This is a genomic window from Tenacibaculum aquaeponti, assembly GCF_057221555.1.
Window position 1 is genome coordinate 3,394,458 of sequence record NZ_CM170147.1, and the last position, 21,950, is coordinate 3,416,407.

The window sequence follows — 21,950 nt, forward strand, 5'->3', positions numbered from 1 at the left end:
TCCATTAATTAAACCAAAACATGAAAAAAACTCTCATTTTTTTATTGGCAGCAACTGTAATTGGTAGCTGTAATACAGATAAAAAAGAAAAAGCTGATGAAACGAAAGCTGTTGCTATTGTAAATAAAGCAGAGCAAAAGAAAGACAGTGCTAATATTAAACATTTTTTTAATGCAGCATTAACTGAAGGAAAGTCATATGAATGGCTACGTGATTTAACTCAAAATATTGGAGGTCGTTTATCGGGTTCTCCTCAAGCTGCTAAAGCTGTTGTTTGGGGTGAACAACTAATGAAAGACGTAGGTTTAGATTCTGTGTGGTTGCAACCTGTTATGGTGCCACATTGGGTTCGAGGAGAAAAAGAAGAAGCGTATTATACTATAAACGGAAAGAAAAAAGATGTTCCTGTTTGTGCTTTAGGTTTCTCAATTGCTACTCCTGCATCTGGAATTAAAGCTGAAGTTATTGAGGTAAAAAGTTTAAAAGAAGCAGAAGAACTAGGCGACAAACTAAAAGGAAAGATAGTATTCTTTAACGGAGCTTTCGATGAAACTTTAATCAATACTTTTCAAGCTTACGGAGGTTGTGTTGGGCAACGTTTTTCTGGAGCTAGAATTTGTGGACAGTTTGGTGCTAAAGGAGTAATTGTTCGTTCAATGACTAATGGAATCAACGATTATCCTCATACCGGAACAATGAGTTACGGAGAAATGCCAAAAGAACAATATATTCCTGCAGCAGCAATTAGTTCTAGAGCAGCAGAAAATTTAAGTGCAGATTTAAAAAAGAATCCAAGTTTACAGTTTTACTTCAAGCAAAGTTGCGAAACATTACCAGATGCGCCATCTCATAACGTTGTTGGTGAAATAAAAGGAAGTGAAAATCCAGAGAAAATTATTGTTGTAGGAGGACATTTAGATTCTTGGGATTTAGGTGAAGGTGCTCACGATGATGGAACAGGAGTTGTACAATCTTTAGAAGTTGCATATTTATTAAAGAAGAATAATATAAAACCTAAAAATACAATTCGAATTGTATTTTTTATGAATGAAGAAAACGGAACTCGTGGAGCTAAAGAATACGCTAGATTAGCAAAATTGAATAAAGAAATTCATGTTGCTGGTTTAGAAAGTGATGCGGGCGGACACACTCCTAGAGGTTTTTCTATTGATGCAAATGCTGAAAATACAGCTTTGGTTCAAAGTTGGAAAATGTTATTGGCTCCTTACGGTTTGCACGATTTAATTAAAGGAGGAAGTGGAGCAGATATTTCTCCGTTAAAAGACGATCATGTTACTTTAGCTGGATATAGACCAGACAGTCAGCGTTATTTTGATTATCACCATACGTCTACAGATACTTTCGATAAAGTAAATAAAAGAGAATTAGAGTTGGGTAGTGCATCTATGACAAGTTTAGTGTACTTAATGGATAAATATTTATATACAGACGAAAAAGTAAAACCATAATATGGAGCAAATGTTTTTGTATTCAAGGTTTCTTATGGCAGTAATGTTAATAGCTATCGGGTTTCATCATTTTTATAAACCTAAATTTTATTATCCAATCATACCAGCTTTTTTTCCAAAGCTTTTTGTTACATATGCTTCAGGTATGGTAGAATTAGTAATAGGAATAGGTTTGTGTATTCCAAATTATCAGAAATATGCAGCTTTAGGAATGGCTTTGCTTATGATTACGTTTTTACCATTACATATTTGGGATATCACAAGAGAAAAACCAGCAATGAAAACAAAAAAAGGAGCTTACATTAGGCTTGTTATTCAATTTGTTTTGATAGCGTGGGCATGGTTCTTATTCAAAAAACTAAACTAACTTAAATGAAAAAAATAATTCTATTATCGGCATTAGGATTCTTAGCATATTCTTGTCAACAAAAACAAAAAGTTGATGTTATTGTTAAAAATGCGAATGCCTATACCGTAAATAAAAATTTCGAAACTGTTGAAAGTTTTGCCATTCAAGATGGAAAATTTGTAGCGGTTGGATCAACATCAGAAATTGAAAATAAATACGAAGCAACTTCAGTTATTGATGCTGAAGGAAAAGCAGTATATCCAGGTTTTATAGATGGACATTGTCATTTCTTTAGATACGGATTGCAATTACAAAAAGTAGATGTTACTGGAACTGAAAGTTATGATGCTGTTTTAGAAAAATTAGTCGTTTTTCAGAAAGAAAAAAACCTTCCTTTTATCACAGGTAGAGGTTGGGATCAAAATGATTGGGAAGTAAAAAAGTTTCCTACTAAGGAGAAACTAGATCAACTTTTCCCAGATACTCCTGTAGCAATCACAAGAGTTGACGGACATGCAATGTTGGTGAATCAAAAAGCTTTAGATGTTTCTGGAATTACAAACGATTCTAAAGTAGAAGGAGGAGAGTTTATCAAAGAAGATGGAAAACTAACAGGAGTCTTAATCGACAATGCAATGGATTTTGTAAAAGTTCCTGTGGCTTCTAAAGCAGAACAAATTCAAGCCTTAAAAGATGCTGAGAAAATTAATTTTTCTTACGGATTAACAACTGTTGTTGATGCAGGTTTAGATCAAGAAACAATCGAACTAATCGATAGTTTACAGCAAGCTGATGATTTAAAAATTAGAATATATGCAATGGTTTCTGCAACACAAAAGAATTTGGATTACTACATTAAAAAAGGAATTATTAAAACAGATCGTTTAAATGTTCGTTCTTTTAAAGTATACGGAGACGGAGCTTTAGGTTCTCGTGGAGCTGCACTTAAAAAACCATATAGCGATCGTCATAATCATTTCGGAGCATTAATTTTCTCACCTGAGCGTTACAAGGAAATTGCCAAACAAATTGCAGATTCAGAATATCAAATGAATACACATGCAATTGGAGATTCAGCAAATTATTTAATGTTGAAAACGTATCAAGAAGTTTTAAAAGGTCAAACTGATAGGCGTTGGAGAATCGAGCATGCACAAATTGTAGATCAACAAGATTTCGATTTGTTTAAAAATGTAATTCCATCTATTCAGCCGACACACGCAACTTCAGATATGTACTGGGCAGCAGATCGAGTAGGAGAAGAAAGAATAAAAGGAGGCTATGCATTTAAACAGCTTTTAAATGTATATGGAAAAGTAGCTTTAGGTACCGATTATCCTGTAGAAAAAGTAAATCCGTTTTTAACTTTTTACGCAGCTGTTGCTAGAAAAGATTTAAATAATTATCCTGAAAACGGATATCAAATGGAAAATGCTTTAACAAGAGAAGAAACTTTAAAGGGAATGACAATTTGGAATGCCTATGCTAATTTCGAAGAAAATGAAAAAGGAAGTATCGAAGTAGGTAAAATGGCAGATTTCATCATCTTAGATCAAGATATTATGACTGTTGAAATTAATAAAGTTCCAAAGACAAAAGTTCTTGAAACTTACTTAGCTGGACAAAAAGTAAAGTAATTTTACAAGTCAATAAAATAAAAGGATACTATTAGCGTTAGCAATTTGGCTGAAAACTATTTAAAAGGTAAAACTTAAATTCTTTTGTCAGAAATAAAAAGAGTTAACAGCTTAGTAGTAATTAAAATAGTTATAAAGGGTTATTTTTATATTCTGTAAGGAATTAAAAAATAACCCGTTTTTTATATTATGAAATCAATAAAACTAATAATTGTATTCTTTTGTGTCATATTTGTAGTAAATGCTCAAGAATCAGAAAAACAAGCATTGCAAAAACTTTCATTTTTAATAGGTGATTGGCAAGGAACTTCAATTTCTTACGGTAAAGATGGAGTTAAAAAAGTATCCGTAACAGAAAATGTTAGTTATTTAATGGATGGTAATTTAATTCAACTTAACGTAAAATCTCCATGGATTGCTTTACATACTATTGTGAGTTATAATCTTAAGGACAAAAATTATTACTATTATCCATTTACAAAAAACGGAAATAAACAAGGTTATAAAGGTGAAGTAGTAGATGGAAATTTTATGGTATATTTTAATGAAAGCAGACGTTTAATATTTACAAAAACAGAAAAAGGAGAATTTCATGAGTTTGGAGAACGTTTAGTAAATGGTGTTTGGGAAAAATACTTCGAAGATATTTTGCAGCTTCAAGAAAAATAATTTTACAAGTTTGCATCTTTTTCACAAGAATAATGTCTATTGTATGAAGTTTAAAAATAGATATTATGATATACAAAGGAGAATGCACATGTAATTGTGATGGATGCAAAACAGGGAATTGTTCTAATTGTACATGTGATAACTGTACTTGTTCTAACTGTAATTGTTAATTAAAATAGTTTAAAACAGGGTTTCAATAATTATATATTGAAACTCTGTTTTTAGTAAATTATCTTTGTATATATGAATACTAATGAGGTTTGGACGAATTACAGTGAAGATTTAAAGCGTTTTATTCTTAGTAAAGTAAAAGAAGAAGCAACATCGGAAGATATTTTGCAAGATGCTTTTATTAGAATTCATAGTAAATTATCTACATTAAAAGAACCGTCAAAATTAAAGTCCTGGGTTTTTACAATTGTTAGAAATACAATGTACGATTACTTTAAATCTAATGGTAAAACAATAACATTCGATAACATAGATATAGAGTTTGAAGAAGAAAGTAATGAGCATACGGAAAGAGATTGCTTGCCAGGAATAATTAAAAATTTACCTAAGAAATATAGAACTCCACTTTTCTTGTATGATATCAAAGGAGTAAAACAGCAAGAGATAGCAAAACAATTGAATTTACCTTTGCCTACAGTTAAATCTCAAATTCAAAGAGGAAGAAAATTAATAGCAAAAGGTTTTATGGATTGTTGTGGTTATACGATAAATGAAAATGGTAAATTAGTGGGCGAAATACAGGACAAAAAAGACTGTAAAGTGTGTAAATAATGTTATCGGAAATCATTGTAAATACTATTTTTAAAACTCTTGATTTAAAACAAACAGAAAAAGATAATATACTTTCTAAGTTGGTGTATATTCAGGTGAAAAAAGGAGAGCTGTTGTTAACGCAAAATCATGATGTTAAAGATCAGTTTTTTGTGTTGAATGGTTGTTTAAGAACTTATCATCTTGATGATTCTGGAAAGGAGCATACATTACAGTTTGCTATTAAAGATTGGTGGATAAGTGATTATATTGCCTTATGGGCAAATAGAAAATCTGTTTTAAATGTTGCTTGTATTCAAGATGCAGAATTAGTAAAAATAAGCCAACAAGATTTAGATCAACTTTTTTCTGAAGTCCCTAAATTAAATGCTTTTTTTCGATTAAAATTACAGAACGCTTTTGTTCGTCAAGAAAAAAGAATTTTAGCAAATCTTACAAAAACGGCAAAAGAAAGATATTTAGACTTTTTAAAAGTATATCCAGATTTCGAAAAACATATAAAAAACTTCCATATCGCATCTTACTTAGGAATTACTACTGAAAGTTTAAGTAGAATACGAAAAGAAATTTCATTAAAAGCATAAATTACCATACATCAATTTTTATCTCTGAGTTAGATTTTAAATTTGTAATATAATTTATATCACTTAACTCATGAAAAAAGTATTATTTGTTTTAACTAGCCACGATAAGCTAGGAAATACAGAAGAAAAAACAGGTTTTTGGGTAGAAGAATTTGCAAACCCTTATTACTATTTAGCGGATAAAGAAGTTGAAATAACATTAGCTTCACCAAAAGGAGGTCAACCTCCAATTGACCCAAAAAGTGAATTGGCAGATTTTCAAACACCATCAACAGAACGTTTTAATAAAGATGAACAACTTCAAAATAAATTAGCTAATACAAAAGTATTGAGCGAAGTAAAATCAGAAGATTTTGATGCTGTTTTTTATCCAGGAGGTCATGGACCACTTTGGGATTTAGCAGAAGATAAAGATTCAGTTCGTTTAATTGAAGATTTCTATAATAGCAATAAGCCTGTAGGAGCAGTTTGTCACGCACCAGCTGTTTTAAAAAACACAACAGCTAATGGAGAATCTTTAGTTAAAGGAAAGAAAGTCACAGGTTTTAGTAATACAGAAGAAGAAGCTGTACAGTTGACAGAAGTAGTTCCTTTTTTAGTAGAAAATATGTTACAAGAAAATGGAGGTGAATATTCTAAAGCAGAAGATTGGCATCCGTATGCAGTAGAAGACGGACATTTAATTACCGGACAAAACCCTGCATCTTCAGAATTAGTTGCAGAATTATTATTGAAGCAATTATAATAAGAGCTAAATAAAAAACCACTCAAGCAATTGAGTGGTTTTTTTCTCCATGAAAAAGAAAAACTACTATTAAAAACTACGAAACAACATATAATATTTTATAGTTTGTTTTAAACAGTGTTTAATAAAAGTCTTATTACTGTTTTTTAATGTCGTAAAGCATAACCTGCTGCTTTACCTAATTGCTTTAAATTCATTAAAATTATATTTATTAAATCTCTCATAATCATTTATAATTAATTGGTTAATCATTCCTTTCATTACAAAAGTACATTCAAGACCTAACTCGTTTTTGCTCAAAAGATTTAGATATTAACTCATTTACAATTTTGAGTTAAAACTGGAATTACTTCACTATAAATGTTACATTTGAGAATAAGTAAAGTTTTTTTAAAAACTATAAACTCTAGTATTTATAAAATAAGATTTGGAACACACATTAAGCCTTATACGTTATATTAATAAAATAGTTGAGTTAAATTCAAATGAAGAACAAATTATAATTGATGCTTTAATACATAGAAAATACTTAAAAGATCAATATATAGTTCAGCAGGGAGACGTTTGTAAATGCATCAATTTTATATTGAAAGGATGTACTAAAACATCTTACCTAGATTCTAATGGTCATGAGCATATTGTAATGTTTTCTATAGAAGATTGGTGGACTTCAGATATGGGAAGTTTTATAACTCAAGCACCAGCAGATTATAATATTCAATGTATTGAAAATACAGAGTTGCTACAGTTAAACTATACTACGGTAGAAGAATTATTTAAAAAAGTTCCAAAGCTAGAACGTTGTTTTAGAAAAATAACAGAACGAGCTTTAGTAGCTTCTCAAAAGAGAATTATCACCAACTTTAGCGAAACTGCTAAAGAACGATATTTAATTTTTAAAGAGAATTATCCGGAAATAGAAAAGAGAGTTCCGCAATACTTACTAGCATCTTATTTAGGAATTACAAAAGAGTTTTTGAGTAGGATAAAAAGTCAACTAGTAAGAGAAACAAAAAGTTAAACTAGTTTAACATGATTTCATAAAATAGATCATTTTTACCTTCGTCTTTCTTGCAGAAATTTGTCGTATAATTTTTATTAAAAACAAATACGATGAAGAATTTATTCAAAAAAGGATTAGGAATTGCTTTAATCGCTCTTTTTACAGTTTCTTTCACAACGATTAAAAAAGAAAGAAAACAAATTAATATCAGTGAAAGTAATGTTGAGTGGAAAGCTTATAAAGTAACAGGTTCTCACAAAGGAATAGTGAATATTAAATCAGGATATTTAAGTTTTGATGATGGGAAATTGTCTGGAGGATCAATAACGATTGACATGACAACTATTAATACTACAGATTTAACAGGAGATTATAAAAACAAGTTAGATGGTCATTTAAAGTCAGGAGATTTCTTTAATGTAGAAAAATACAATATTTCAACTTTAGATTTTACTAAAGTGAAAGCTAAAGGAAAGAATGCATATGAAGTAACAGGGAAATTAACTATTAAGGGAATTACTAAATCGGTAAAGTTTTTAATTTCTATTTATGGAAACAAAGCAACAGCTTCATTAAAAGTAGATAGAACGAAATTTGATATTAAATATGGTTCTTCTAGTTTCTTCGATAACTTAAAAGATAAAGCAATTTATGACGAATTCGATTTAGTTGCTGATTTACAGTTGAAATAAAGAGATATAGTTTTACTTTATATTTTTCAAACACCATTTAAAATATAAATTTTGAATGGTGTTTTTTTATACATTAGATCTGTAGATAATTGTAAAGTTGATATGAAATCTTTAGAAGAGTTTTATTACAATCAAGAAGATGAAGTAAAAGAGTGTTTACTGGCGTTAAAAAGTATTATATTAAAGTACAATGCAGAATTTACGCACAAATGGTATTATCGATTGCCTTGCTTTATGTATAAGAATCAAATATTTTGTTATTTGTGGATTGATAAAAAAAGTCAAACGCCATATATCGCTATTGGAAAAGGAATTCATATCAATCATCCAGATTTGATCAAAGAAAAACGAACCTTTACATCAAAATTAATGGTTGAAATACACCAAGATATTCCAACCACTAAAATTTATGCTATTTTCGATGAAGTAATGAAGTTGTATTAAATTATCTTCTTCTCTTCTTTTTAAATCCTTTGTTCTTTCTTCTCGATTCTTTTACACTTGTTACTGTGTCGTTAAACGTATTTTTTGTTTTTCCGGGCTTATTTTTACGCCAAGAATTATCTTCAGGTAATAATTTTTTTACTAAATCTGTTTTTCCAACTTTAGTTAACGTGTCTTTAATCCACTTTCTATTTTCCTTTTTATACCAAAAGAAAAACTTATGTTGATCTAATTTTTCCTGACGCGTTTTCGCAGTTTTAACTGGTTTTAAAGTATACGGGTGATAACCACTATAGTAAATTACTGTAGCTACAGTCATAGGAGTAGGAGTAAATCCTTGAACTTGTTCCAATTGGAACCCCATATCTTTAGTTTCTGCGGCTAAATTTGCCATATCTTCTGGTTCACAAGCTGGGTGACTAGAAATAAAATATGGAATTAACTGAAGTTTCAGTTTGTTCTTTTTATTCAAACGGTCAAAACGATCTTTAAACTTATGGAAATATGTAAAAGAAGGTTTACGCATTAATTTTAAAACAGGATCTGAAGTGTGTTCTGGAGCAACTTTTAATCGTCCAGAAACATGATTTTTCATTACTTCTTCAGTATAATCATCTAATTCTTGAGGATCAGCATTTTTATTGAATTCAGGAACCAACATATCATGGCGAATTCCACTTCCAATAAATGATTTTTTTACTTTCGGATGCGCATCAACAGCTTTATACAATTCTGTTAATGGTTTATGCGAAGTATCTAAATTACTACAGATAACAGGTGAAATACAAGATGGAGCAACACATTTGTCACAAATCGATTGTATTTTTCCCTTCATTTTATACATGTTAGCAGAAGGTCCACCGATATCAGATAAATATCCTTTAAAGTCGTCCATTTGAGCAACTTTATCAACTTCTTTTAAAACAGATTCCTGACTTCTACTAGCAATAAACTTTCCTTGATGTGCAGAAATTGTACAGAAACTACAACCACCAAAACATCCTCTATGAATATTTATAGAGAATTTAATCATTTCAAAAGCAGGAATTGGTCCACGCTTATTGTATTTTGGATGCGGTAATCTTGTATAAGGTAAATCAAAAGAAGCATCAATTTCGTTTTCCGTCATTGTTGGAAAAGGAGGATTGATGACTAATTTTTTATCTCCAATTTGTTGAAAAATACGTCGAGCAATTAACTTGTTAGATTCTTGCTCAATGATTTTAAAATTAGATGCAAATATTTTTTTATCCTTTAAACAAGCTTGATGAGAAGCAATTTCTACATCTTCCCAGTTTTTGTTTTTAGGAGTTTTCTCATCAGGGTTTACTAAAAAAGCAGTTTGTTTAATCGTTCGTAAACTAGAGAAAGGAACACCTTTTTGTAATAATTCTACAATTTCACGTAAAGGTTGTTCTCCCATTCCATACACTAACATATCTGCTTTAGAAGTTTCTAAAATAGAAGGAAGTAACTTGTCCGACCAATAATCGTAATGCGTTACTCTTCTTAAAGAAGCTTCAATTCCACCAATAAGTACAGGAACATCCGGAAATTTTTCCTTTAATATTTTAGAATATACAGAAGTTGCATAATCTGGTCTAAAACCAATGTCACCATTTGGGGTATACGCATCTTTATCTCTTTTCTTTTTGTTAGCTGTGTAATTACTAACCATAGGGTCCATACATCCACCAGTAATAGCAAAGAAAAGTCTTGGAGTTCCTAATTTTGAGAAATCCTGTAAGTTATCGTTCACATTAGGTTGCGGAACAATAGCTACTCGTAAACCATAGCTTTCTAATATACGTCCAATTACTGCAGGGCCAAATGATGGATGATCTACATACGCATCTCCACTAAACAAAATTACATCTAATTCATCCCAACCTCGAAGTTTTACTTCTTTGTTAGTTGTTGGTAACCAGTCAGAAAGTCTTCTTATCCTCATATTTTGCAAAAATACGGTAATATTGGTTAATTCTTATATATTTGAGCAGGATAAACTCAAGTAATTGTAAAGATGAAGTGTAAAAATTGTAATGGAACAATAGAAAATAGTGCCTTATTTTGTGATCATTGTGGAGCTAAAGTTTTAAAAGATCGTATTACATTTCGTTTTTTACTAAAAGAACTCTTTGCAAGTTTTGGTTGGGATAGTTATTTTATTGTAACGATAAAAAAAATGTTTACAGAGCCTCATGTCGTTTTAAGAGAATACATTAGTGGTATTAGAAAAAGATACTTAAATCCTTTTACTTATTTGGCTATTAGTGCTGCATTATCATTAATTGTTTTTAATCTTTTTGCTCAAGATTTTATCGAAATTCAAAACTCTATTAATTCAGTAGAAATAGAAACTTTAAAAAAGATAGCTAATCAAGATTTATCTGAGTTTAAAGATGTGTCTGCCGAACAACTAAAAAAACTGAAAGTTGAAAAAATGACAGCTAATATGAGGTTAAAAGTACAAGATAAAATAATGACATTGTTTTTAAAGTTTTTTAATCTAGTTACTTTTCTATTAATTCCAATCTATGCATTAGTAAGTAGTTTTACATACAGAAAGCCTTATAATTTTGGAGAACATATTGTAATAAATAGTTATTTAGTTGGTACTTCAATGTATGTTTCTATAGTAATGTTTTTTCTTGCCTTATTAGTACATCCTGGTTTTTATTTTTCGAATATTGTTGTATTTACAATATACTACTTGTACGTGTTAAATAAATTACATGGGCTTAATTTTAAGCAAGGAATAATTCGCTTTTTTAGATTTTTACTAGTGCTAACAATTTTTGCTATAATTTTCTTTTTTATTGTTGTGGTTTTAACTCTAATTATAGGTGTTATTATAGGGTTTAAAAATCCAGATATATTTAAAATGTAATGTTATTCTACAACTAAATGCGGAACTTTAGTAATATCCCAATCAATTACTAATCCGCGAGAAATAGATTTAGCAATGTCTTTTCCGTATAAAAGTTCACATAAATATAAAGCCGCTTCGAAAGATTTTGCACCACCTGCTGAAGTGATATATTTATCATCATGAACAAAAAGTACTTCTTTTCTGATATCTAAATCAGGAAACATTTCACGCATCTTATCAATATCTGAAGGAAATGTAGTAGAAACTTTTTTGTCAAGTAAACCAGCTTTAGCTAAAACAAAAGCACCATCACAATGTGAAGTAACAAATTTAGCATCTTTAGCTACTTCTTGAACGAAGGCTATCATTTCCTTGTTTTCTAGATCAGTATCTAAATGATGTTCAGCACTTGGTACAACAAGGATATCAATCTTAGGTAACTTATCTTTTAGATAATTAAAATCAGGAATAATACGCATTCCTTCAAAAGTGGTAACAGGTTCATCTTTATCTGCTACAGTAAAAACATTCATAGGTTTTATTCCTTCTCTAAAAATGGTATGTTGAAAAATATCGTATGGAGCAGTAAGTTCAGTATTATAAGTTCCATCCATAATAAGAAATGCAACATTGTATCTATTAGGCTTTAACTCTGGGGAAGTTTTTGTGGTTTTTTCTGATTTTTTGGTTTGTTGACAAGCAGTTAAAGTGATAATGAATACAAAAAGTAGAATTTTTCTCATTTCTTTAATATTATGATAAATTTTAATGTTTAAAAATAAGTATTTTATATAAGTTCTGTTTTTATTAAGAATAATTAAAGTTCTTTAACATATTATTAAGAACTTATGGGATGGTCATTTGTTAATTTCGATAAATTTTTTTCAACTAATTTATATGAATATAAGATTAATAACAAGAGCACTTGCTATTCTTATTACTTTGGGTGTTACAGTAAATGTAGATGCGCAAAGGAAAAAAAGAAAAAATAAGAACAAGACGCATCATAGTAAAAAAAATGACAAGGATGCTACAAAGCCTCCGATGAAGAAACCTAAAAAAGGAGGAATACAACCTTACGGAAAAGTAGTTACAAAAAAGCACAAAACAGACGAAGGTTTATTTAAAGTACATTCTAAAGATCAAAGTTATCTTTTCGAAATTCCAGATTCTTTATTAGGTAAAGAAATGTTAATGGTAACTAGAATAGCTAAAACTGCAAGCGGAATTGGCTTTGGTGGAGGTAAACAAAACACTCAAGTTTTAAGATGGGAAAAGAAACAAAAAAATGTTTTATTACGAGTAGTTTCCCATTCTGTCGTAGCAGATAGTATTTTACCTGTTCATGAAGCTGTTGTAAATTCTAATTTCGAACCTATTTTATTTTCATTTCCAATTAAAGCGTTTAGTAAAGATTCTACAGCGACTGTAATCGATGCTACTCCTTTATTTTCAACAGATGTAAAAGCATTAGGTTTTCCACAATCTAGAAGAAGACAATTCAAAATCACTAGGATGGATAAAACAAGATCTTTTATAGACCGTATGAGTAGTTATCCTAAAAATATTGAAGTACGTCATGTAAAAACTTATTTTTCTAGTGAACCACCATCAAATGGAAGTGTAGGTTCAATTTCTTTAGAAATGAGTAATTCTATGATTTTACTTCCAGAAAAACCAATGAAACGTCGTTACTTTGATCAAAGAGTAGGTTGGTTTGCTAGGTCTCAAACAGATTATGGTTTAGATGTACAAAAAAGTAAATCTGTTCGTTACTTAGATCGTTGGAGATTAGAAGTAAAGGATGAAGATATAGAGAAATTCAAAAGAGGTGAGTTAGTAGAGCCAAAGAAGCCAATTGTTTACTATATAGATAGAGCTACACCAGAAAAGTGGAGAAAATATATTAAGCAAGGTATTGAAGATTGGCAAGTTGCTTTTGAAGCAGCAGGATTTAAAAACGCTATTATAGCTAAAGATCCTCCTAGTAAAGAGGAAGACCCAGATTGGAGTCCAGAAGATGTACGTTATTCTGTTGTACGATATTTAGCTTCTCCTATTCCAAACGCAAACGGACCTCACGTAAGTGATCCTAGATCTGGTGAAATTTTAGAATCAGATATCAATTGGTATCACAATGTAATGACTTTATTACATAATTGGTACTTTATTCAAACTGCAGCAATTAATCCAGAAGCAAGATCAAATCAGTTTAAAGATGAAATTATGGGACGTTTAATTCGTTTCGTTTCAGCTCACGAAGTTGGTCATACGATTGGTTTACCTCATAATATGGGGAGTTCTGTTGCTTATCCAGTAGATTCTTTACGCTCTGCTTCATTCACAAAGAAATATGGTACAGCTCCATCTATTATGGATTATGCTCGTTTTAATTACGTTGCTCAGCCAGAAGATAAAGGAGTAGCGTTAATGCCAAATATTGGTATTTATGATAAGTATTCTATTAAGTGGGGATATCGTCCTATTTTAGATAAAACAGCTGAAGGTGAAAAACCAGTTTTAGATCAGTGGATTTTAGAACATGCGGGAGATCCTATGTATCGTTTCGGGAGACAACAGTTTGGAGTTATAGATCCAAGTTCACAAACTGAAGATTTGGGAGATGATGCTGTAAAAGCAAGTAAGTATGGTATAGCTAACTTAAAACGAATTTTACCTAATTTAATTAAATGGACGGCTGAAGATGGTCAGAATTATAGTGAATTAGGAACAATGTATGGTCAGTTATTAGGACAGTATAACAGATATATGGGACATGTTTCTTCTAATATTGGAGGTGTATATGAATATTATAAAACATATGACCAAGAAGGAGCAGTATATACTCATGTAAGTAAAGCACATCAGAAAAAAGCAATGAAATTTTTACAAGATGAATTGTTTAAAACTCCAACTTGGTTAATTGATGAAAATATTTTCAACAAGATTGAAAATTCTGGTAGTGTAGAACGTTTAAGAAGTGCTCAGGTAAGAACTTTAAATAATGTTTTAGACTTTGGTAGATTAGCAAGAATGATTGAAAATGAAACATTAAACAATACGCAAGCTTATAGTGTTATAGACATGTTAGGTGAATTACGAAGAGGTTTATGGAGTGAACTAAATAGTGGAAGAAAAATAGACACTTACAGAAGAAACTTACAAAGAGCACATATTGAGCGTTTACAATTCCTAATGGAAAAAGAACAACGACCAGTACCAGCTAGATTTAGAGCTTTTTTCGGAGGAACAAGAGTGGATGTAAGTCAGTCTGATATTAGAGCTATTGTAAGAGCGGACTTAAAAATTTTAAGAAGAAATGTTAAAGCTGCTATCGGAAGAACATCAGATCGTTTAAGTAGATATCACTTACAAGATGCTGTAGAACGAATCAATAATATTTTAGATCCTAAATAATTAGGAACTCCAAAAAGAGGTCTTTTTTAGACCTCTTTTTTATTTAAATTTATTTCAAAATCAATCAAAACTAAACATGAAAAAAGTATTAAAACTTTTCGTAATCGCTAGTTTTATTCTGAGTTGTACTACAGCTAAAAAGAATGAGGAAGAAAACAAAGCAGTTAAGAAACAAGACACCTTTGTGAAAGACAATTACACAAAGAAAGAAGTTAAGATTGCCATGAGAGATGGTGTTAAACTCCATGCTACCATTTATTCACCAAAAGATACTACTAAAACATATCCTATTTTATTACAAAGAACTCCATATAGCTGTGCACCTTATGGAGAAGATAAGTTTAGAAGAAGAATAGGGCCGAATCCGAATTTAATGAAAGAAGGAAATATTATTGTATATGAAGATGTTCGTGGTCGTTGGATGAGCGAAGGTGTATATGATAATATGCGTGCTTATATACCGAATAAGAAAGAAAAAGAATCTGATGAAACTACAGATACTTACGACACTATCGATTGGTTAGTGAAAAATGTGAAAAATAATAATGGAAAAGTTGGAACTTGGGGAATTTCTTATCCAGGTCATTATGCTACAGTATCTACAATTGATGCGCATCCAGCTTTAAAAGCAGCTTCGCCTCAAGCTTGTATTGGAGATTTCTTTTTTGATGATTTTCACCATAATGGAGCTTTCTTATTGAGTTACTTCAGAGCAATTTCTTTGTTCGGAACATATAAAGATCAACCAACAGATTCTGCTTGGTACTCATTTCCAAAGATGAATACACAAGATCAATATCAGTTTTTCTTAGATAAAGGTCCATTGAAAAACCTGAACGAATATTTTCAGTACGATAAATTAGATACAAAAGTTGCTACTAATGATAAAAATAGAATTGATGATTTCTTTTGGAAAGAAATTGTAGAACATCCAAATTATGATTCTGTTTGGCAAAGCAAAGGTATTATTCAACATTTAAATAAAGTACCATCAACTGTTGCAACAATGATTGTAGGTGGATGGTTTGATGCGGAAGATTTATACGGACCCTTAGAAACATACAAAGGGATAGAAAAGAATCAGCCAAATAATTATAATACGATGGTTTTTGGTCCTTGGGATCATGGAGGTTGGTCGAGAAGTAGAGTGAAAAATAAAGTAGGAAATTATTATTTTGGAGATTCTATTTCTTTAAACTTTCAAAAAGATATTGAAACAAAGTTTTTCAATCATTTCTTAAAAGGAGATGGGTCTAAGAATTCAGGATTGCCAGAAGCTTACGTTTTTGATACTGGAAAAAAAGAATGGAAATCTTACGAAGCTTGGCCTCCTAAGAACATTCAAAAAGAATCTTTTTACTTAGGAGAAAATCAAGAGTTAAAATCGGTAAAAGCAGGAAGTACAAAAATTCAGTTTATCAGTGATGTAAAACGTCCTGTTCCGTATTCAGAAGATATTAAAACAGTATTTACGCCAAGAAAATATATGACAGACGATCAGCGTTTTGCTGCTCGTAGACCAGATGTATTAGTTTTTGAAACAGATGTGTTAACTGAAGATTTAACATTAGCTGGAGATATTTTAGCAAAATTGAAAGTAGCTACAACTGGTACAGCAGCAGATTGGATTGTAAAAGTTGTAGACGTACATCCTTCAGATTTAAAAAATGATAATGAAGACATGCAAACGCATTTAAAACTAAGTAATTATCACATGATGGTGCGTAGTGAAGTAATGCGTGGTAGATTTAGAAATAGTTTTTCAAAGCCAGAACCATTTTCTCCAAACAAAAAAACAGATGTAAATATTACATTACAAGACGTTTTTCATACGTTTAAGAAAGGTCATAAATTACAGATTCAAGTGCAAAGTACTTGGTTTCCTTTGATAGATTTAAATCCGCAAACTTATGTGGATAATATTTATAAAGCTGAAGCAAAAGATTTTAAAACGCAAACACATACTGTATTTACAGATTCAAGTATTGAATTTTCTGTTTTAAAATAAAATTCAGGAGGATATATTAAAAAAAGAAAATCCCGAGCAAAAGGACAAAAACTTAGCTCGGGATTTATCAATCACTAAAATATAAAAATAAAAATTGTATTAATAAGCATCTTCATGAACCATCTTAATTGCTCTACCACTAGGTTCATTTTGGTTTCTAAAACTTTCATCCCAAGCTAAAGCAGTTGGTGTACTACATGCAATAGACGGTACAGAAGGCACTGTTAAAGCGGCTGTTTCACTAGGGAAATGTTCTTCGAAAATAGAACGATAATAATATTCTTCTTTAGCTCTTGGTGTTTGTACTGGGAATCTATGATGAGCACTCTTCATCATTTCATCTGTTACTTCTTGTTCAACCAATTCTTTTAAAGTGTCAATCCAGTTGTATCCAACACCATCAGAAAATTGTTCTTTTTGTCTCCAAGCTACACTTTCTGGTAAATAACTTTCAAAAGCTTTACGCAATACCCATTTCTCCATACGTTCTCCGTTGATCATTTTATCTTCAGGGTTAATTCGCATAGCAATATCCATAAATTCTTTATCTAAGAAAGGAACACGACCTTCAATTCCCCAAGCCATTAAACTTTTGTTAGCTCTTAAGCAATCGTACTGATATAATTTGTCTAGTTTACGAACTGTTTCTTTGTGGAATTCTTCTGAATCTGGGGCTTTATGGAAATATAAATATCCTCCAAAAATTTCATCAGCACCTTCTCCAGATAGTACCATTTTTATTCCCATAGATTTAATAACACGAGCCATTAAATACATTGGTGTAGAGGCTCTAATAGTAGTAATATCGTAGGTTTCTAAGTTGTAAATTACATCACGAATAGCATCTAATCCTTCTTGAATAGTAAATGTAATTTCATGATGAATTGTTCCAATATGATCAGATACTTTTTTAGCAGCAGCTAAGTCTGGGGAACCTTCTAAACCAATAGAGAATGAGTGTAATTGTGGGTACCAAGCTTCTTCCTTATCACCACTTTCTACACGTTTAGAGGCATATTTTTTTGCAATGGCAGATGTAATTGAAGAATCTAACCCTCCAGATAATAACACTCCGTAAGGAACATCACTCATTAATTGACGATGAACAGCAGCTTCTAAAGCATCTCTTAACTCATCTATACTAGTTTGGTTTTCTCGAACTGCTTCATATTCCATCCAATCTCTAGAGTACCAACGTTGTAATCCGTCTTCACGAGTATAATAATGCCCCGGAGGAAAAACTTCTACTTTATTACAAAAACCCTCTAAAGCTTTTAATTCTGAAGCTACATAAAAAGTTCCTTTTTTATCCCAACCAATATATAAAGGAATAATCCCCATATGATCTCTAGCTACTAAATATTCATCAGTTTTAGCATCATAAATAGCAAAACCAAAAATTCCGTTTAAATCATCTAAAAATTCAACTCCTTTTTCTTTGTATAAAGCAAGAATTACTTCACAGTCAGATTTTGTTTGAAAATCGTATTTATCTTCGAATTGTTTTCTTAACTCTTGGTGATTGTATATTTCTCCATTTGCAGCTAAAACAAATCTTCTATCGCTACTAAAAAGAGGTTGTTGCCCAGATGTTGGATCTACAATGGCAAGTCTTTCATGAGACATAATAACTTTGTCATCACTATAAATTCCACTCCAGTCTGGCCCTCTATGACGAATCTTTTTCGACATTTCTAAAATCTGAGGTCTTAATAGATCAGATTTCTCTTTTAAATCAAACGCACATACAATTCCACACATAATCTTTTATTTTTTTTATTTAGATGTTTTACTTTTAATTATGGAGCAAATTAATTTAATATACTTATTATTAAAAACAAAAAAATAAATATTGATTTTAATTTTTAATTATTTTGATATTTTTTGATTTTAAATGTAACTTTTTTAAGTAAAATGTTTAATTTGAATTAAAGTTTGCTATTTTTCAATTGTCTTTTTATGTTAACTTGTAATATTATTCAACTATATTAAGATAAAAGTGAAACAATGATGAAGGTGCTCCTTAAAATGCTATTACTTGTTGTTACGATAAAATTAGCTTCTCAAACTTCAGAAGAAAATCAACTTGAAATAAGAGTGAATCAAGTAGGTTATACTATTGGTAGAACAAAATTAATTGCTGTAAATGCGAATTCAAAAGTTAAAACTGTATATCAAATAAAAGATAAATCAAACAATGTGATTCAATCAGGGAAATTGAAAGTAGATAATTTTTGGAAAGATGCGAATGAATATGTAGGAATTATAGATTTCACATCTATAAACAAAGAAGGCAAATATACTGTGTCTGTTTCAGGAGTACAATCAAGCATTAAAATTCTTAAAAATCCATACAAGAAACTAGCTGATGATGTTTTTAAGTATTATTACTTTAATAGAGCTTCAACAGAATTAACAGAAGAATATGCAGGAGTATGGAAAAGACCAAGCGGTTTAAAAGATAACAAAGTGATTATACATAAATCTGCGGCAAGTAAAGAAAGACCTGAAGGAACAGTTATTTCTGCTACAAAAGGTTGGTTTGATGCTGGAGATTACAATATGTATGTTACTAATAGTGGAATAAGTACGTATACTTTATTAAGTGCATTTGAAAATTTTCAAGAATATTATAATAGGAAAAGTTATCAGATTCCAGAAAACACAAATGATATTCCAGACATTCTTGATGAAGTAATTTGGAATTTAGATTGGATGTTAGCTATGCAAGATCCTAATGATGGAGGAGTGTATCATAAGCTTTCAGGATTAAAATTTTCTGGAGTAATTATGCCTCATGAATACAATTTAGATAGATATGTAGTTAAAAAGAGTACTTCAGCTGCTCTTAATTTTGCGGCAGTTTGTGCGATTGCTTCTAGAACTTTTTCAAATGTAAAAGGAAAAGAAACCTATAGTAGTAAATTATTGACAGCAGCTTTAAATGCATATAAATGGGCGAAAAAGCATCCTAAAGATTATTTTACAAATCCAAAAGGTGTGCGCACGGGGCAATATGAAGATTTTGATTTAAAAGGTGAGTTTCAATGGGCCGCCACTGAATTGTTTGTGGTTACTGGAGGAGAAGAGTTTGCAAAAGATATTTCAGTTGAAACTATTTCCAATGAAGTTCCTTGGTGGAAAAATGCAAGTGCTTTAACATTATTCACTCTTGTAAAATATGGTGAGAATTTTAAGGATAGAATTCCATTTAAAAAAGCAAAAAGTAAGTTTTTAAGCAAAGCAGACGAATTAAAAGAAAGAGTTAGGAATTCTCCAATGCGAATAGCAATGAACGGAAAAGATTATGTTTGGGGAAGTAATGGAGTAGCAGGAAATCAGTTAATGTATGTTTTAAAAGCTTACGAGCAATCGTATTTAGAAGCCGTTTTTATTGGTTTAGATTATTTACTAGGAAGAAATGGAACAGGAATTTCTTATATCACAGGAGCAGGAACTAATCCTCCAAAATATCCTCACCACAGAACTTCTGAAGCAGATAAGGTAAATTTACCTGTGCCAGGTATGGTAGTTGGTGGTCCTCAATCAGGGCAGCAAGATAAATGCAAATACATGAGTAAAATGCCTGCAAAATCGTATTCAGATAGTTGGTGTTCTTATGCATCTAATGAAGTAACAATCAATTGGAATGCTCCTATGGTTTATGTTATAAATGCACTTCAATATTATCAAACAAAAAAATAAATAAATACTTGTTTAGGTAAAAAAGACTTTATAAATTTGTCGTAAATGAAAACGATACAATTAAATAACTGGTGGTGGAAAACTCATAACTTGCGTTAGTGAGACCATCTTGTTATATATAAATATTAACTAAAAAAGGCTTATCTCATGGATAAGCCTTTTTTTATTGACTAAATACAATGAAACCTATAAAATTTAAAACACTTTTTGAACAAAAAATCTCAGATACGGTTACACCTGTTGGTTTGTATTTACGTTTGAGAGATAAATATTCAAATACTTTATTATTAGAGAGTTCAGATTATCATAGTAAAGAAGAAAGTTACTCGTTTATCTGTATAGAACCAATGGTTTCTTTTAAAGCAGATAAAGATGAATTTTCAGTTTTTCACAAGAATAAAGAAGTGAAAAAAGATAAAATCGATAGAAACTTCAATGAATTATTTAATGACTTTACACAGTTAATAGAATTAGACTGTGAGCCAGAATTAAAAGCATTCAATGGTTTATATGGTTACACAACTTACGATAGTGTTCAGTATTTTGAGACTATCAAATTAAATAATCCAGATGCACCTTCTGCAATTCCTATGATGCAGTATAGTTTTTATCGTTTTGTGATTGCGATTAATCACTTCAATGATGAAATGAAATTAATTGAGAATTTAGAAGAAGGAGAAACTTCTCGATTAAGTGAAATAGAAACAATTATTGAAGCTCAAACATTCAATACACAGAAGTTCGAAATAGTTGGAGATGAAACTTCGAATTTAACAGGAGAAGAGTTTATTGAAAATGTAAAAAGAGCAAAATCACATTGTAAAAGAGGAGATGTATTTCAGTTAGTATTATCTCGTCAATTTCAACAACAATACAAAGGAGATGAGTTCAATGTGTATAGAGCTTTACGATCTATAAATCCATCACCGTATTTGTTCTATTTCGATTATGGAAGTTTTAAGTTAATGGGATCTTCACCTGAAGCTCAGATTAAAATTAATGAAGGAAAAGCTATTATTAACCCGATTGCTGGAACATTCAGAAGAACGGGTAATATGGCAGAAGATATTAAGCTGGGGAAAAAACTTTCAGAAGATAAAAAAGAAACTGCCGAGCATGTAATGTTAGTTGATTTAGCTCGTAACGACCTAAGTAAACACGCTGCTGATGTAACAGTAGAAGTATTTAAAGAAGTGCAATATTTTAGTCACGTAATTCATTTAGTTTCTACAGTACAAGGAGATTTAAATGGAGATCCAATAAAGGTTGTCGGAGATACTTTTCCTGCAGGAACATTAAGCGGAGCGCCAAAATATAAAGCAATGCAATTGATTGATAAATATGAAAATCAGTCACGTGGTTTTTATGGTGGAGCAGTAGGAATTTTAGGCTTAGATGGAGATGTAAACTTAGCCATTGGTATTCGTTCATTTGTAAGTAAAAACAATGTGTTGTATTATCAAGCAGGAGCAGGAATTGTAATTCATTCAGATGAAGAAAAAGAGTTGCAAGAAGTAAATAACAAATTAGCAGCATTAAAGAAAGCATTAACCTTAGCAGAAAAAATATAAAC

18 protein-coding genes are annotated in these 21,950 nt (G+C 30.7%); 15 read left to right on the forward strand and 3 right to left on the reverse strand.

Features of this window, described 5'->3' with window-relative positions; translation table 11 throughout:
• The first annotated feature begins 20 nt into the window (after nt 1-20).
• The 10 genes from AC2TEO_RS15515 (at nt 21) to AC2TEO_RS15560 (ending at nt 8,375) form a co-directional block, all read left to right on the forward strand.
• Entirely contained in the window at nt 21-1,469 is a 1,449-nt protein-coding gene (locus AC2TEO_RS15515; protein WP_442265686.1) for a M20/M25/M40 family metallo-hydrolase, read from the forward strand.
• Between the two features lie 34 nt (nt 1,470-1,503).
• The gene (locus AC2TEO_RS15520; RefSeq protein WP_442265687.1) at nt 1,504-1,836 is read left to right on the forward strand and encodes a DoxX family protein; all 333 of its coding nucleotides are present in this window, start codon (nt 1,504-1,506) and stop codon (nt 1,834-1,836) included.
• A gap of 5 nt (nt 1,837-1,841) precedes the next feature.
• Nucleotides 1,842-3,455, forward strand: coding sequence for an amidohydrolase (locus tag AC2TEO_RS15525; protein WP_442265688.1), 1,614 nt, complete (start codon nt 1,842-1,844; stop codon nt 3,453-3,455).
• A 189-nt stretch (nt 3,456-3,644) separates the two neighbouring features.
• Nucleotides 3,645-4,124, forward strand: a complete 480-nt coding sequence (locus AC2TEO_RS15530; protein WP_442265689.1) for a hypothetical protein — start codon at nt 3,645-3,647, stop codon at nt 4,122-4,124.
• A 243-nt stretch (nt 4,125-4,367) separates the two neighbouring features.
• The gene (locus AC2TEO_RS15535; RefSeq protein ID WP_442265690.1) at nt 4,368-4,907 is read left to right on the forward strand and encodes a sigma-70 family RNA polymerase sigma factor; all 540 of its coding nucleotides are present in this window, start codon (nt 4,368-4,370) and stop codon (nt 4,905-4,907) included.
• On the forward strand, nt 4,907-5,491 hold the full coding sequence (locus AC2TEO_RS15540) for a Crp/Fnr family transcriptional regulator (protein WP_442265691.1): 585 nt from the start codon (nt 4,907-4,909) through the stop codon (nt 5,489-5,491). Before AC2TEO_RS15535 ends, AC2TEO_RS15540 begins: the two co-directional genes overlap by 1 nt.
• A 70-nt stretch (nt 5,492-5,561) precedes the next feature.
• Complete coding sequence (locus AC2TEO_RS15545; protein WP_442265692.1) at nt 5,562-6,236, forward strand: type 1 glutamine amidotransferase domain-containing protein; 675 nt, start codon at nt 5,562-5,564, stop codon at nt 6,234-6,236.
• A gap of 427 nt (nt 6,237-6,663) precedes the next feature.
• Entirely contained in the window at nt 6,664-7,257 is a 594-nt protein-coding gene (locus AC2TEO_RS15550) for a Crp/Fnr family transcriptional regulator (protein WP_442265693.1), read from the forward strand.
• 92 nt (nt 7,258-7,349) lie between these two features.
• Nucleotides 7,350-7,931, forward strand: coding sequence for a YceI family protein (locus AC2TEO_RS15555; protein WP_442265694.1), 582 nt, complete (start codon nt 7,350-7,352; stop codon nt 7,929-7,931).
• A 51-nt stretch (nt 7,932-7,982) separates the two neighbouring features.
• On the forward strand, nt 7,983-8,375 hold the full coding sequence (locus AC2TEO_RS15560; protein ID WP_442265695.1) for a DUF1801 domain-containing protein: 393 nt from the start codon (nt 7,983-7,985) through the stop codon (nt 8,373-8,375).
• Between the two features lies 1 nt (nt 8,376).
• On the opposite strand, the gene AC2TEO_RS15565 is transcribed toward AC2TEO_RS15560, so the two are convergent.
• Nucleotides 8,377-10,326, reverse strand: a complete 1,950-nt coding sequence (locus tag AC2TEO_RS15565) for a YgiQ family radical SAM protein (RefSeq protein ID WP_442265696.1) — start codon at nt 10,324-10,326, stop codon at nt 8,377-8,379.
• A gap of 72 nt (nt 10,327-10,398) precedes the next feature.
• On the opposite strand from AC2TEO_RS15565, the gene AC2TEO_RS15570 reads away from it, so the two are divergent.
• Nucleotides 10,399-11,265, forward strand: coding sequence for a DUF3667 domain-containing protein (locus tag AC2TEO_RS15570; RefSeq protein ID WP_442265697.1), 867 nt, complete (start codon nt 10,399-10,401; stop codon nt 11,263-11,265).
• A 2-nt stretch (nt 11,266-11,267) separates the two neighbouring features.
• Here AC2TEO_RS15570 and AC2TEO_RS15575 read toward each other — a convergent pair whose 3' ends face one another.
• On the reverse strand, nt 11,268-11,990 hold the full coding sequence (locus tag AC2TEO_RS15575; protein ID WP_442265698.1) for a DJ-1/PfpI family protein: 723 nt from the start codon (nt 11,988-11,990) through the stop codon (nt 11,268-11,270).
• A 154-nt stretch (nt 11,991-12,144) separates the two neighbouring features.
• On the opposite strand from AC2TEO_RS15575, the gene AC2TEO_RS15580 reads away from it, so the two are divergent.
• A complete protein-coding gene (locus AC2TEO_RS15580) occupies nt 12,145-14,664 on the forward strand; it encodes a zinc-dependent metalloprotease (protein ID WP_442265699.1) in 2,520 nt (839 codons plus the stop codon).
• A gap of 76 nt (nt 14,665-14,740) precedes the next feature.
• Nucleotides 14,741-16,672 (forward strand): CocE/NonD family hydrolase, encoded by a 1,932-nt coding sequence (locus tag AC2TEO_RS15585; RefSeq protein ID WP_442265700.1) that lies wholly within the window; start codon nt 14,741-14,743, stop codon nt 16,670-16,672.
• Nucleotides 16,673-16,771: 99 nt separating this feature from the next.
• On the opposite strand, the gene asnB is transcribed toward AC2TEO_RS15585, so the two are convergent.
• Complete coding sequence (gene asnB / locus AC2TEO_RS15590) at nt 16,772-18,433, reverse strand: asparagine synthase B (protein ID WP_442265701.1); 1,662 nt, start codon at nt 18,431-18,433, stop codon at nt 16,772-16,774.
• 267 nt (nt 18,434-18,700) lie between these two features.
• Here asnB and AC2TEO_RS15595 point away from each other — a divergent pair, with 267 nt between their 5' ends.
• Nucleotides 18,701-20,377, forward strand: coding sequence for a glycoside hydrolase family 9 protein (locus AC2TEO_RS15595; RefSeq protein WP_442265702.1), 1,677 nt, complete (start codon nt 18,701-18,703; stop codon nt 20,375-20,377).
• Between the two features lie 179 nt (nt 20,378-20,556).
• On the forward strand, nt 20,557-21,948 hold the full coding sequence (locus tag AC2TEO_RS15600) for an anthranilate synthase component I family protein (protein ID WP_442265703.1): 1,392 nt from the start codon (nt 20,557-20,559) through the stop codon (nt 21,946-21,948).
• Nucleotides 21,949-21,950: the final 2 nt, after the last annotated feature.

What these genes read in the sequence shown, in the direction of transcription:
- AC2TEO_RS15515 (WP_442265686.1), top strand. Translation starts at nt 21, where the DNA reads ATGAAAAAAACTCTCATTTTTTTATTGGCAGCAACTGTAATTGGTAGC.
- AC2TEO_RS15520 (WP_442265687.1), top strand. Translation starts at nt 1,504, where the DNA reads ATGGCAGTAATGTTAATAGCTATCGGGTTTCATCATTTTTATAAACCT.
- AC2TEO_RS15525 (WP_442265688.1), top strand. Translation starts at nt 1,842, where the DNA reads ATGAAAAAAATAATTCTATTATCGGCATTAGGATTCTTAGCATATTCT.
- AC2TEO_RS15530 (WP_442265689.1), top strand. Translation starts at nt 3,645, where the DNA reads ATGAAATCAATAAAACTAATAATTGTATTCTTTTGTGTCATATTTGTA.
- AC2TEO_RS15535 (WP_442265690.1), top strand. Translation starts at nt 4,368, where the DNA reads ATGAATACTAATGAGGTTTGGACGAATTACAGTGAAGATTTAAAGCGT.
- AC2TEO_RS15540 (WP_442265691.1), top strand. Translation starts at nt 4,907, where the DNA reads ATGTTATCGGAAATCATTGTAAATACTATTTTTAAAACTCTTGATTTA.
- AC2TEO_RS15545 (WP_442265692.1), top strand. Translation starts at nt 5,562, where the DNA reads ATGAAAAAAGTATTATTTGTTTTAACTAGCCACGATAAGCTAGGAAAT.
- AC2TEO_RS15555 (WP_442265694.1), top strand. Translation starts at nt 7,350, where the DNA reads ATGAAGAATTTATTCAAAAAAGGATTAGGAATTGCTTTAATCGCTCTT.
- AC2TEO_RS15565 (WP_442265696.1), bottom strand. Translation starts at nt 10,326, where the DNA reads ATGAGGATAAGAAGACTTTCTGACTGGTTACCAACAACTAACAAAGAA.
- AC2TEO_RS15570 (WP_442265697.1), top strand. Translation starts at nt 10,399, where the DNA reads ATGAAGTGTAAAAATTGTAATGGAACAATAGAAAATAGTGCCTTATTT.
- AC2TEO_RS15575 (WP_442265698.1), bottom strand. Translation starts at nt 11,990, where the DNA reads ATGAGAAAAATTCTACTTTTTGTATTCATTATCACTTTAACTGCTTGT.
- AC2TEO_RS15580 (WP_442265699.1), top strand. Translation starts at nt 12,145, where the DNA reads ATGAATATAAGATTAATAACAAGAGCACTTGCTATTCTTATTACTTTG.
- AC2TEO_RS15585 (WP_442265700.1), top strand. Translation starts at nt 14,741, where the DNA reads ATGAAAAAAGTATTAAAACTTTTCGTAATCGCTAGTTTTATTCTGAGT.
- asnB (WP_442265701.1), bottom strand. Translation starts at nt 18,433, where the DNA reads ATGTGTGGAATTGTATGTGCGTTTGATTTAAAAGAGAAATCTGATCTA.
- AC2TEO_RS15595 (WP_442265702.1), top strand. Translation starts at nt 18,701, where the DNA reads ATGCTATTACTTGTTGTTACGATAAAATTAGCTTCTCAAACTTCAGAA.
- AC2TEO_RS15600 (WP_442265703.1), top strand. Translation starts at nt 20,557, where the DNA reads ATGAAACCTATAAAATTTAAAACACTTTTTGAACAAAAAATCTCAGAT.